Raw genomic sequence first — 12,576 nt, 5'->3', positions numbered from 1 at the left:
CAATCGGCGATTCCTCGGTAAATAAGCGAACACTTCCCGGCCGAATTTGCCTAGAGTTTTCCTTGTACCCGCCACGAGGTGCCGCACCCCTGGAGCCCGCCATGAACCCCCAGCTTTTCCTCGCCTTCCTGGTTGTCGCCGTCGCCCTGGCATGCACCCCCGGCGTCGACTGGGCCTATTCGATCGCGGCCGGGCTCAGGCAGCGCAGCTTCGCGCCCGCCGTCGCCGGGCTCTGCGGCGGCTACGCCCTCCACACGGCGCTGCTGGTGCTGGGACTGGCGGCACTGCTGGCCGGAATGCCCGGAGTGCTGGGCTGGCTGACGGCCGCGGGCGCCCTCTACCTGCTGTGGCTGGGCTTCAGCACCGTGCGGTCCTGGCGCGGGGCCAGCTTCAGCACCGGCACCTCGACTCCCGGTACTGCCGCACCCGCGAGCCAGTTCCGGGTCTTCCTCCAGGGCATGGGCATCAGCGGGATCAACCCCAAGGGCCTGCTGTTCTTCGTGGCCCTGGTGCCGCAGTTCGTCAGCCCTGACGCCGCATGGCCGGTTCCGGTCCAGTCGGGACTGCTCGGGCTGACCTTCATCCTGCTCGTGGGCGTCATCTACAGCTGCGTGGCACTCCTGGCGCGGAAACTGCTGCAGGCCAGGCCGGGCGCAGCGCGCCAGGTGACGCTGGCCAGCGGGATCATCATGCTGGCCCTGGGCGCGTTGCTGCTCGCCGAGCAGATCGTGCCCGCCGTCAGCGCAGCCATGGCCCGTGCGTGAGGGAGCGACTCCGCCTCAGGGCTACTTGCGCTGCATGTACCACTCGGTGAAGGACGATGCGCGGCCGTCCGCGGTCAACTGAATGACCCACAGGTTGTCATAGCTCCGGCTGTTGCCGCGGTATGTCGTCAGGCCCTGCACAAATGCCCGGCCGCCGTCGACCCCCAGCAGCTTCCACTCAAACGTCCAGTCGTCCGGCTCATCGCGCCCGGCAAGCCAGTGCTCCACGATATCGTCCCGGCCCCGCCACGGTTCGGCTTCCTGGGGGCTGGTCGCATAGATGGCGTCCTCGGTAAACAGCGCCCGGATGTCCTCCGGATCGTTCGTCGTCCACGCTGTGATGTAGTGCTGCATCCAGCGCTCCACCGCATCTCTCATGCCTCGTTTTTACTCCCCGCCCATGGGGCCCGCAAGAGTAGTGAATACGTGGATTTGGCCGTAGTCGGACGTGGAAGCATGTCAGTCGTCGTCAGCGCGTCCGTATTCGCGGTCCCAGAGTTCGTGCATTTCGGCGTCCTTGCGAATGGCTTTCACGGCCTCCAGCTGTGCCGGTTTGTGCCGCTGCCAGTCCCGGCCACCCAGGGTTTTGCGGCCCGCCTCGAGGAGGAGCAGGGCGGTGTCCGTCAGCGCGTCACTGCGGAGGGTGAAGTCGGTCTTCCTGCGCCGCAGGACTTCCTGCAGGGCCGCACGGGAAGCGGTGTAGGCTCCGAGCCTGCGCAGGGACCGGGCCCGCACCAGCAGCAGCGCCGCGGACAGATCGTCCGCGTTCAGCAGGCCTTCGGTCTCTGCCACCACGTCAACGTCGCGTCCCAGCGCGGCCTCCAGCGAACAGCGCGCCAGGGCGAGCGGCAACGACGGCGGCAGCCCGGCCAGCGCCGCGAGCGCCGCCTCCGTCTGGCCGGTCTCGCGCAGGGAATGCGAGAGGGCCAGGAACACGGCCTCCTCGGAGAAGAGCACCGGAACCTCGATCCGTTCGGCCACCTCCACCCTGGTGACCACGCCAGCCAGGTACACGCCGGCGTAGCGGTTGGCGTCCTCGTCGTTCCGCAGTCTCAGGCCGTGCTGCAGGAGTTCGGACGCGCGCAGATGCCCGCCGTGGGCGTACGCCAGCAGCCCGGCCATGAGGTAGCAGACACCTGCCCAGCCGGGGTAGGCGCGGGCCAGGGTAATCAGGCGGTCAGGATCGGTGCTGCCGAAGACGGCGGAGTGCACGGCCTTCATTCTCTTGGCGGACGTCCGGCCCCCCACCCTGCCCAGGCGGGGCACCCCGCCTTCGGCGCCCAGCGTCCCGGGGGCCCGGCCTGCCATGAGCCCGGCCACCGCGCCGCCGACGGTCCCGGCCAGGCCGCGGACGGGTGTCCGGACCACAACCTTGCGGAACGGCGTCAGGTCGCGGGTGTCCGTGTACGGCCTGCGCTGGCCGTCGGGACTTTGTCCGTCAGCAAGCCGGCCAGCGGGAATCTGGTCGTTGTGGATTTGGGGGGCGGATTCGCCAAGTCCGGCGCTCATTCCCCCATGGTAGTAGGCTCCGGCAGGCCGCTGCTAGGCGGCCGAGGCGACCCAGAGGCCGATCACCCAGGTGCTCGCTGCGAGGCAGGCGAGGCCGAATTCCACGATCATGCCCAGGCCCGTGGCCTTCAGCGCGGCCCAGCTCGAGGCCACCGCAGTGCCGAACACGCGGGTGCGCTGCAGCTCGCTGAGCAGGAGTCCGGCGGCGAAACCCACAAAGAGCCCCACAACGGGGATGACGAACATGCCGGCCACGCCCAGCACGAGGCCCACCACCACGGAACGGCTGGGGATGCTGTGTTCCTTGAGCTTCCGGCCGGTCAGGACGGCACTGGCGGCCATGCCGGCCAGAACGAACATCATCCCGATCCCGAAGACCACCCAACCGGTGGTCCCGGCGCCGCCCCACAGGGCCCAGGCAAGCAGGCTCGCCCCGATCAGGATGCTGCCGGGCAAAACGGGAATGATCGTCCCGGCAACGCCCACCACGATGGCGAGGCCGCAGAGCACTGTCACGACAATCTCGGGATTCATCGCCCCAGTCTAGGCGGGGAACGGACGCTGCCAGGAGAAACGCGGCGACGCTCCCCTAAGGGAAGCGTCGCCGTCGTGGTCCGGTTTCGGATGCCTTCTGACGCGGTCCGGCTACTCGGCGGCCACCGCCGCGGCGACCGCGGCGGAGACGGCCGGCGCCACGCGCGGATCCAGCGGGCTGGGCACGATGTAGTCCGCGGAAAGGTCTTCCTCGGCCAGTTCCGCGATGGCCCGGGCCGCGGCGAGCTTCATGGCCGGCGTGATCCGGCGCGCGCCGGCGTCGAGGGCGCCGCGGAAGATGCCGGGGAAGGCCAGGACGTTGTTGATCTGGTTCGGGAAGTCGCTGCGTCCGGTGGCGACCACGGCCGCGTACTTGCTCGCAACCTCGGGCAGGACTTCAGGGTCCGGGTTGGACAGGGCGAACACGATCGAGCTGTGGTTCATCAGCTTGAGGTGCTCCTCGTCCAGCTTGGCAGAGGAGACGCCGACGAACACGTCGGCGCCGAGCAGCGCCTCCCCCGGGCCGCCGGTCACGCCCCGCGGGTTGCTGCGGGCGGCGAGCTGGGCCTTCTTGCTGGCCGGATCGGCCGCGATGTCCGCGCGGTCCTTGCTGATGGTGCCGCGGGAGTCAAGGAGGACGACGTCGCCGATCCCGGCGGTCAGCAGGATTTCGGCGACGGCGATCCCGGCGGCTCCGGCGCCGGAGACCACCACGCGCAGGCTGTCGAGGGTCCGGCCGGTCACCTTGGCGGCGTTGGTCAGGGCGGCGAGAACCACGACGGCGGTGCCGTGCTGGTCATCGTGCATGACCGGGCAGTCCAGCGCCTCGATGAGTTTCTCCTCGAGTTCGAAGCAGCGGGGCGCGGCGATGTCCTCGAGGTTGACGGCGCCGAAGCTGGGGCGCAGCCGGACAAGTGTCTCGATGATTTCGTCGACGTCGGTGGTGTTGAGGACCAGCGGGATGGAGTCGAGTTCGCCGAAGGCCTTGAACAGCGCGGACTTGCCCTCCATCACGGGCAGCGAGGCGCTGGCGCCGATGTTGCCCAGCCCCAGCACGGCCGTGCCGTCGCTGACCACCACCACGAGGCGCTGGGCCCACGTGAGCGTCTTGGCGAGCTCCGGGTTGGCGTGGATGGCGCGGCTGACCTGGGCGACACCAGGGGTGTAGGCGATGGAGAGGTCGCGCTTGCTGGCGAGCGGGACGGTGCTGGAAATCGACAGCTTGCCGCCCTCGTGGGATGCGAAGATCTCCTCGTCGCTGAGCACGGCTACTGCCTCAGCCGGGGAGGTGGAATCGGCGGGAATGATCGTTTCAGTGGACACGTCGTTGTCTCCTGGGGCTCACCGTGGGCGCACGGCTCATGGAAGCTCAAGCAAGGATGCTCAAGTTGGTCTGGCAGGGGCGGCGGCGACCAAAGGTGGCGGTCGCCGGTGTTGCCCCGGTTTGCTGGCGTCAGCCGGCATCCGGTCCAGCAATGGTAAACAGGGCATCGCACCCGTTACGCCGGCGCGGAGCGTTACCGTGCCGTGGTGAAACGTTTCTTCTCCAGAATATGTGACCCGGATCACGTGCGGGAGGGCATATTCCGGACCACTGGTCTAGACCAGTTACGCGGCCTGCGGGGCTCGTTGCAGGAGGGAACAGGCCTTCTTCAGGTCTTCCTCCGCTTCGAAGAGCGACAGCCGGCGGCAGCGGACGGCCTGGACCAGGCCCGTGACCGTCAGCAGCAGGACCCGGGCCACTGCCGGGTCGCCGCACGCCGCCGTCACAGCCTTCTCGGCCGTGGCATCGATCTCGCGCAGCAGCCGCGTGGTGTCGTTGTCCTTGACGTAGACCGCCCGGTTGAGGGACTGCTCCACGGCGGGCTGCATCAGGCGCATATGGAAGATCTCCATCACCACTCCCGCGAGGGCCTGGGCCGCGACCTTGCCCGCCGCGGGCGAGCTCCCCGCGAGCAGTTCGCCCAGTTGCTTGCGGTAGAGCGCCAGGACCAGCTGGGTGGCCGACGGGAAGTAGCGGTACAGCGTCCCCAGTGGCACGTCCGCCTTGGCCGCCACCTCGGACAGGACCACGGAGTCCAGGCCTTTGCGGGCAAACCCCGCGGCAACGTCAAGGATCCGCATGTAACGGAGCCGCTGCCGGGGCAGAGTGGGTGGAGGGGCCATCGGTGGAAGATCTGAGTGAAAATCAGGCATCAGCAGCGTTCCGGGGGTCGTTTTTCTCGGCAGCCGGGCGCGATCCGCCCACCGCGCTGCCGCGGCAATTGCCGTCCACTATACGCCACGAATCCGGGCGCCCAGCGAGTGGACCGGGGCCCCGGATGCCCCTGAACGGAACCCGGGCGGCTCAGTCCACTCCCTTGATCTTCACCACGAACACGGCGCCCAGAAGCCCAATCACGGCGGCCGCCACATACAGCGCAACATAGCCACCCCAGAAGGCAACAAAGGGGTAGGCGATCAGCGGGGCGAGCACTTGCGGCAGCGAGTTGGCGATGTTGATGACGCCAAGATCCTTGCCCCGGTTCAGGGCCGTGGGCAGCACCTGGGTAATGAGGGCAAAGTCCACCGCCAGATAACAGCCGAAGCCGACGCCGAGCACGGACGCGCCGATCAGCGCACCCGGCCAGGTGGGAGCGAACGCAAGAATGAGGGAGGCCGCGGCGATCACCGCGGAGGAGATGATGACCAGCGGCTTCCGGCGGCCCAGCCGGTCGCTCAGCCGGCCCCCGACCACGCTGGTGATGATCACCATGACCGCATACAGGCCCGTGAGGATCAGGACACCAAACGCGGGCTCGATGCCCTGGGTTTCGCGGACCCGGACGGCGTCGTTGAGGAAGAACAGCAGATAGAGGGTGACCATGTGGTTGCCGATGTTCACCAGGAGCCGCGTCAGCCAGGCCCAGGCAAAATCCGGGTAGCGGGCCGGGGAAATCCAAAAGCCCCGCATAAAGCCGCCCAGGCTGAACGGCGGACGGGCCTGCGCAGGCAGCGGAACGTCGTCGTTCTTGAAGTAATAGAGCACGACGCCGGCGAGCAGCGCCACCGCGCAGACAACGTACCCCGCGGCGAAGTTTCCGGCGACGGCGGCGGCGATCACCGCCCCTGCCAGGATTCCCGCTGTCTGGCCCATGGCCGCCAGTCCGCCGACGGTGCCGCGCTGGGGCACGGGCACGCGGTCCGGGATGGCTGCCGTGATGGCCGCGTAGGCGCCGTTGCAGCCGGCCTGGACGAGGCACCAGAGCAGCGTCATGGCGGCGACGCCCGGGGCGCCCGCCAGCGCAATCAGGGCCGCGGCACCCAGGACCGCGCCGAAGAGCACCCACGGCACCCGCCGGCCCCGGCGCGCCGTGGTCAGGTCACTGAAGGCGCCGAAGAGGGGGTTGGCGACCAGGGACACGGCCGCGCCCGCACCCGTCACGAGGGCGAGGATGGCTTCCTTGTCCGGTTCGCTGAAGGCTGCCGCCTGTTGGCCGAGGAGCACCTGGAGCGGGCCGAAGAACGCCGCGTTGATGCCGACGTTGACCAATACCACTCCTGCCGTCCAGACAGGGGTGACGCGGCGTTCGGGTTCGGCGAGCGCCGGCGCGGTGGTATCGGACATGCTCATGGCTCCCCCTGGAACTGATGATCAGGCATATGTAATCAGTGCGCAGCCAGACTACCGGGACTCGGCAGATCTGGGTGCAATGTGCGAGTCTCGGTCATGAAACACGCTGCCAACCCGCTCGGCCAGGTCATCCGGTTATTACCCAAGGAGTCACTGTGAACGCTTCCGCCCTCAATACTGCAGACCTTTACGATGAGCGCGGCGGGGAGTTGGAGTCCGTGTCGGTGCAGTTCCAGTCCCTGGGCGGGCACACGCACTTCAGCGGGCCGGTCCGGACCATTCGGTGTTTTGAGGACAACGCGCTGGTCAAGTCCGTGCTGGCCACTCCGGGCCACGGCTCCGTGCTGGTGGTCGACGGCGCCGGCTCCCTCCGCACGGCGCTGATGGGGGACATGATCGCGGCGAGCGCCGTCGCGAACGGCTGGGCCGGCGTCGTCATCAACGGCGCCATCCGGGACCGGCTCGCCATCGCGGGGCTGCCGCTCGGGGTCAAGGCACTGGGCAGCAACCCGCGCAAGAGCGCCAAGGACGGCGCAGGGGCAATCGACGTTCCCCTGGAGATCGACGGCGTGGCCATCCGCCCCGGTGCGATGATCTGGTGCGATCCGGACGGGATCCTGGTCGAACGCTAAGGACTTTCTTCGCCCCGAGGTAGTGGCGGGAACAATTCAGCCAGTAACATAGTTACTGAAAGCAACTATCCGCTTGATCCCCACACTTCACCTTGGAGCAGTCATGTCCAAAACCACCTCCGCGCGCGCCGCGGGAGAGGTCCTGACCCACCGTCAGACCATCACCGTCATGGTGGGACTCATGCTCGGCATGTTCCTGTCTTCACTCGACCAGACGATCGTGTCCACCTCGATCTATACGATCGCCAACGACCTCGACGGCCTCTCCCTGCAGGCCTGGGCCACCACCGCCTACCTCATCACCTCCACGGTGAGCACGCCGCTCTACGGCAAGCTCAGCGACATCTTCGGGCGCCGCCCGCTGTATCTCATCGCCATCGTGATCTTCCTCGCCGGTTCGCTCTACGCCGGCTCGGTCCACTCGATGACCGAGCTCGCCATTGCCCGCGGCATCCAGGGCATGGGCGCCGGCGGCCTCCTGGCCCTCGCCCTGACCATCATCGGCGACATCGTGCCGCTCAAGGACCGGGCCAAGTACCAGGGCTACTTCATGTCGGTCTTCGGCATCTCCTCCGTCCTGGGTCCGGTGATCGGCGGCGCCTTCGCAGGCACCGAAACCATCCTCGGGATCGACGGCTGGCGCTGGGTGTTCCTGATCAACATCCCGATCGGCCTCGCGGCCCTCACGGTGGTGTTCATGTACCTGCACCTCCCCGCCAAGCACGTGAAGCAGAAGATCGATTACTGGGGCGCCGCGGCCATCACGCTGGCCATTGTGCCGCTCCTCCTCGTGGCCGAACAGGGCCGCACCTGGGGCTGGAGCTCCGCGAACTCCTACCTCTGCTACGGACTGGGCGTCGTGGGCATTATCGCGTTCCTGCTGGCCGAACGGCATGCCGCCGACTACGCGCTGATCCCGCTCCGGCTGTTCCAGAACGTCACCTTCGGCCTGTCCTCGCTGCTGAACTTCATCATCGGCATCGGCATGTTCGGCGCCATCGCGATGCTGCCGATGTACCTGCAGCTGGTCAAGGGCCTGACCCCCACCGAGGCCGGCCTGATGATGATCACCTTCACCGTAGGCATCCTCACCGGCTCCGTCACGGCGGGCCGGACCATCTCAGCCTCGGGCACCTACCGGATTTTCCCGATCCTGGGCACCGCAACACTGACGGCGGCCGCCGTCGTCATGGGCCTCTCCCTCGGCGTGGACACGCCGCTGTGGGTCCCGGGCGCCATCGCCGTGTTCTTCGGCCTGGGACTGGGCTTCTGCATGCAGCCGCTGACGCTGGCCATGCAGGTCTCCGTGCCTTCGAAGGACATGGGCGTGGGTACGTCCTCTGCCGCGTTCTTCCGCTCCATGGGCGGCGCGGTTGGCACGGCCGTGTTCATCTCGATGCTTTTCAGCCTCGCGGCGGACAAGATCGCCACGGGCATGAAGGACGCCGCGCAGAATGCTGACTACCTCAAGGTGCTCAAGGATCCGGCAGTGGCGGCCGACCCTGCCAACGCCAAGCTCTACGAGTTCTTCAATAACGGTGCCAGCAACGATTCGCTCAACGACACCAGCTGGCTGCACACCGCCAACGCGACACTGACTCGCCCCATCACCGAGGGGTTCGCGCAGTCGATCGACGCCGTCATGCTCACAGCCGCTGTGCTCACCGGCATCGCCTTCCTGATCACGTTCGCCCTGCCGAACAAGAAACTCACGGACCCGAAGACGGTCGCCCGGGAGGGCGCCGTGGCCGCCGCCCACTAGGGCGGCCCCAAGGGCTGGAACACGAACACGGCAGGTAGTCTTCCGGACTGCCTGCCGTCGTCGTCTGCCCCCAGCCGCAGCAGCTGCGAAGTGTATGTTTCGTCTCACTTTCCGGTGGTTGTGACAGGGGGCACGCCGGGTCGGGTGTAAGACTGGGTAGTTGCGGCGAAGGCCGTGGACCGCGAACTGCCAAGGGAGCCGTATGACCACCACCCATGACCAGACCGCCGCCAAGATCCCGAAAAGGGTCATTTGGCTGGCCGTAGCGGGCGCCGTCGGCGGCTTCCTCTTCGGCTTTGACTCCTCCGTCGTCAACGGAGCCGTCGACGCGATCAAGGACGAGTTCGCCCTCAGCGAGGCCGTGACCGGCTTCGCCGTCGCCGTGGCCCTTCTCGGCTGCGCGGCAGGCGCCTACCTGGCCGGCAAGATTGCCGACCGCTATGGCCGGGTCCCGGCCATGAAGCTCGGTGCGCTGCTGTTCCTCGTCAGCGCCATCGGCACCGGATTCGCGTTCGGCGTCTGGGACCTGATCTTCTGGCGCCTGGTGGGCGGGCTCGGCATCGGCCTGGCCTCGGTGATCGCGCCGGCCTACATTTCCGAAATCTCCCCCCGCCACGTCCGCGGCCGCTTGGCCTCGCTGCAGCAGCTGGCGATCACCACCGGCATCTTCGCCGCCCTGCTCTCCGACGCCGTGTTCGCGACGTCGGCCGGCGGCGCGGACCAGGCCCTGTGGTTTGGTTTGGAAGCCTGGCGCTGGATGTTCATGGCCGCCGCCGTCCCCGCGGTCGTCTACGGCTGGATCGCCTTCACCCTGCCCGAATCGCCGCGGTTCCTGGTGTTCCAGGGCAAGGACGAGGAAGCCCTCAAGGTCTTCCGGTCTATCGCCCCGGACGAGGACACGGACCGCCACCTGCGCGACATCAAGACCGCCATCGAGGAGGACAAGGTCGCAGGCCAGAAGGGGTCCCTGCGCGGCAAGGCCTTCGGACTGCAGCCCGTGGTGTGGATCGGCATCATCCTGTCGGTGCTGCAGCAGTTCGTCGGCATCAACGTGATCTTCTACTACTCCACCACCCTGTGGAAGGCTGTCGGTTTCCAGGAAAAAGACTCCCTGACGATCTCCGTGGCCACCGCGGTCACCAACATCCTGGTCACGCTCGTGGCGATCGCCCTCGTGGACCGGATCGGCCGGCGGCCCATCATGCTCGCAGGTTCCATCGGCATGGCCGTCTCACTGGGCACCATGGCCCTCGCCTTCGGATCCGCCACCGGAAGCGGCGATGCAATTTCGCTGCCCGGGGCGTGGGGCCCGGCCGCCCTGGTGGCCGCCAATGTCTTCGTCATCAGCTTCGGCGCCTCCTGGGGCCCGCTGGTCTGGGTACTGCTGGGGGAGATCTTCCCGTCCCGGATCCGCGCCCGCGCCCTGGGCCTGGCCGCGGCCGCGCAGTGGATCGCCAACTTCGCCATCACCCTGAGCTTCCCGGTCATGGCGGCGGCCTCCCTGCCGCTGACGTACGCCATGTACGCGCTGTTCGCGGCGGCGTCGTTCTTCTTCGTCATGTTCAAGGTGCCGGAGACCAACGGCATGTCCCTGGAGCAGGCCGAAACCCTGTTCGTTCCCAAGGGATCCGCAAAGGAAGCCGCCAAGGAATCCGCGAAAGAGTCCGCCAGGGCCTGAGCCGGCGCCGGCGTGACGTCAGCGTTGCACTCGGCGAGGTGACAGAGAACGCCCATGTTTCCGCGGAAACATGGGCGTTCTTTGTGGCCTCGACGGGCTCGGCGCGAAGCCGGGCGTGGCTAGAGCACGTGCGGCTCGTGCGCCGCCAGGTAGCGGCGTCCGCCGAAGACCACCGCAATGGCCGCCACCATGGCCAGCGCACCGGCGAAGAAGGGCACCTGCGGGCCGAAGTGTTCGCCCAGCTGCGCGGCGGCAAACGGCGCCAGGGCGCCGCCCATCCAGCGCACGAAGTTGTAGCCGGCCGAGGCCACCGGCCGCGGCGAATCGGACACGCCCATGGCCAGCTCCGTGTAGATGGTGTTGTTGATGCCCAGGAGCGCCCCGGAAATGACCACGAGGACGACGACGGCGGGCACCGAGTGCCCGGCGGCCAGGCCCAGTCCCACGAGGTCGAGCATCAGCAGGACCAGGGTGCCGGAGAGGACCCGCACCGCTCCGAAGCGGTTCTGCAGTACGGGGGCGGCAAAGACCGAGAAGACCGCGACGGCCACACCCCAGCCGAAGAACACCCCGCCGATCCCGTAGGCGTCCATGCCGAGGATGAAGGGCGTGAAGGCGAGGACGGTGAAGAAGCCGTAGTTGTAGAACAGGCCGCTGGCCGCCGTCGTCCGCAGTCCCTTGTGCCCCAGGGCCAGCAGCGGATCCCGGAGGCGGACTTTCCGCTCGGGCAGCGGAGTCTTGGGCAGCAGGGCAATGAGCGCGATGAACGCGGACGCCATCAGCCCGGCCGTGCCGAAGAACGGGGCGCGCCACTGCCAGCCGCCAAGCAATGCACCCAGGAGCGGGCCGAGGGAAATGCCCAGGCCGAGGGCGGCCTCGTACAGGATGATCGCCGTGCCGGCGCCGCCGCTTGCGACGCCGACAATCACGGCCAGCGCCGTGGCCATGAACAGGGCGTTGCCCAGCCCCCAGCCGGCGCGGAAACCGATGAGCTCAGCCACGCTGCCCGACGTGCCGGACAGGGAGGCGAACACGACGATGACCGCGAGCCCGATCAGCAGCGTCCGTTTCCCGCCGATCCGGGAGGAGACGTAGCCGGTGATCAGCATGGCGACGGCCGTCACCAGGAAATAGCTCGTGAAGAGCAGCGACACCTGGCTCGGCGAGGCGTCCAGGTTCTTGGCGATCGCCGGCAGGATGGGGTCCACCAGCCCGATCCCCATGAAGGCGAACACCGCCGCGAGGGCCGTCGCCCACACCGCCTTGGGCTGTTTGAGCAGTGAGGCCTTCTCGGCCTCGAGGGTTACTTCCGCGGCCGGCAGGGTGTCGGCGGGGGGGCCGTGCATGGGGGCACTCCTAAGTGATTGGAATTGTTGGGTGAAGATCAGGCCAGGAGCGTCGCGTTGATCCTGCCGATGACCGGGAGGGCGGCCGCGAGGGCGGCCCGGTCTTCGTCCGAAAGGGACGAGAGGACACCGGCCATGACGGTGTTGCGGCGCTCATTGGCGGATGCGACGGCGGCGAGGCCGGCGTCCGTGAGGGTGACCCGGACGGCGCGGGAGTCGTCGGGGTCCGGTTCCCGCCGGGCGAGGCCTGCGCGCTCGAGCTTGATGATCTGCTCGGTGGCGCTGGGCACCTTGACGCCGAGGTTCCGGGCGATTTCGCCCACCCTTACGCCGCCCGCGGCGGGTCCGGCGTCCATCAGCATCTTGAGCATGCTGAGCTGGGCGGCACTGAGTTCGCCGTCGGCGTCCAGGCGGCGGACGAGATAGATGCTGTGGCGGAGGGCCTCGCGGAAGTCCTCGGCGAGAGCGAGGAGCCCGGGGTCGGCCGGTTCACTGGCGTTCATAGTTAGGTAGCCTAACAGTTAGGCTTCCTAATGGTCAAGAGCCCCGTTGCTCTATCACTCTTGGTCGTTAAAACCGGCGAATGGCAGCTGTGGAGTCTCATGACTTAATGGACGTTTCTGTCTCAAGACATCGTGGACAGTGTGTCTCAGGACATCGTGGACACTCGGACCGGTTTTGCTCGGGTCATGAGCAAAATGCACCCCGATATCAAGATCCGGCATTTGGTGGCGACAT

12 protein-coding genes are annotated in these 12,576 nt (G+C 67.7%); 4 read left to right on the top strand and 8 right to left on the bottom strand.

Going from position 1 to position 12,576, the window contains the following annotated elements; translation table 11 throughout:
- The first annotated feature begins 101 nt into the window (after positions 1-101).
- Positions 102-764 carry a LysE family translocator gene (locus AC1DXI_RS19655; RefSeq protein WP_018775424.1) on the top strand — a complete coding sequence of 221 codons (663 nt, stop codon included), beginning with the start codon at positions 102-104 and terminating at the stop codon, positions 762-764.
- A 21-nt stretch (positions 765-785) separates the two neighbouring features.
- Here AC1DXI_RS19655 and AC1DXI_RS19650 read toward each other — a convergent pair whose 3' ends face one another.
- The 6 genes from AC1DXI_RS19650 to AC1DXI_RS19625 form a co-directional block, all read right to left on the bottom strand.
- Positions 786-1,142, bottom strand: a complete 357-nt coding sequence (locus AC1DXI_RS19650; RefSeq protein WP_026266765.1) for a nuclear transport factor 2 family protein — start codon at positions 1,140-1,142, stop codon at positions 786-788.
- Positions 1,143-1,223: 81 nt separating this feature from the next.
- Entirely contained in the window at positions 1,224-2,273 is a 1,050-nt protein-coding gene (locus tag AC1DXI_RS19645) for a hypothetical protein (protein ID WP_476939990.1), read from the bottom strand.
- 33 nt (positions 2,274-2,306) lie between these two features.
- Positions 2,307-2,807, bottom strand: coding sequence for a DUF456 domain-containing protein (locus AC1DXI_RS19640; protein ID WP_476939989.1), 501 nt, complete (start codon positions 2,805-2,807; stop codon positions 2,307-2,309).
- A gap of 111 nt (positions 2,808-2,918) precedes the next feature.
- Positions 2,919-4,112: an NAD(P)-dependent malic enzyme gene (locus AC1DXI_RS19635; protein WP_476940005.1), complete on the bottom strand. Its 1,194-nt coding sequence runs from the start codon at positions 4,110-4,112 to the stop codon at positions 2,919-2,921.
- 303 nt (positions 4,113-4,415) lie between these two features.
- Positions 4,416-4,973 (bottom strand): TetR/AcrR family transcriptional regulator, encoded by a 558-nt coding sequence (locus AC1DXI_RS19630; protein ID WP_476939988.1) that lies wholly within the window; start codon positions 4,971-4,973, stop codon positions 4,416-4,418.
- A 181-nt stretch (positions 4,974-5,154) separates the two neighbouring features.
- Entirely contained in the window at positions 5,155-6,420 is a 1,266-nt protein-coding gene (locus tag AC1DXI_RS19625; protein WP_476939987.1) for an MFS transporter, read from the bottom strand.
- A gap of 155 nt (positions 6,421-6,575) precedes the next feature.
- Here AC1DXI_RS19625 and rraA point away from each other — a divergent pair, with 155 nt between their 5' ends.
- The 3 genes from rraA (at position 6,576) to AC1DXI_RS19610 (ending at position 10,492) form a co-directional block, all read left to right on the top strand.
- On the top strand, positions 6,576-7,052 hold the full coding sequence (gene rraA / locus AC1DXI_RS19620) for a ribonuclease E activity regulator RraA (RefSeq protein WP_476939986.1): 477 nt from the start codon (positions 6,576-6,578) through the stop codon (positions 7,050-7,052).
- Between the two features lie 103 nt (positions 7,053-7,155).
- Positions 7,156-8,814 (top strand): MDR family MFS transporter, encoded by a 1,659-nt coding sequence (locus tag AC1DXI_RS19615; RefSeq protein ID WP_476939985.1) that lies wholly within the window; start codon positions 7,156-7,158, stop codon positions 8,812-8,814.
- Between the two features lie 202 nt (positions 8,815-9,016).
- Positions 9,017-10,492 (top strand): sugar porter family MFS transporter, encoded by a 1,476-nt coding sequence (locus tag AC1DXI_RS19610; RefSeq protein WP_476939984.1) that lies wholly within the window; start codon positions 9,017-9,019, stop codon positions 10,490-10,492.
- 119 nt (positions 10,493-10,611) lie between these two features.
- On the opposite strand, the gene AC1DXI_RS19605 is transcribed toward AC1DXI_RS19610, so the two are convergent.
- A complete protein-coding gene (locus AC1DXI_RS19605; protein WP_476939983.1) occupies positions 10,612-11,838 on the bottom strand; it encodes an MFS transporter in 1,227 nt (408 codons plus the stop codon).
- 38 nt (positions 11,839-11,876) lie between these two features.
- The gene (locus tag AC1DXI_RS19600) at positions 11,877-12,341 is read right to left on the bottom strand and encodes a MarR family winged helix-turn-helix transcriptional regulator (protein ID WP_018775412.1); all 465 of its coding nucleotides are present in this window, start codon (positions 12,339-12,341) and stop codon (positions 11,877-11,879) included.
- Positions 12,342-12,576 lie beyond the last annotated feature (235 nt).

The sequence above is a fragment of the Arthrobacter sp. P1_H7 genome (assembly GCF_056405215.1).
Note: the sequence above shows the minus strand (reverse complement) of the source record. Positions and strands in the feature narration are given on the sequence as shown.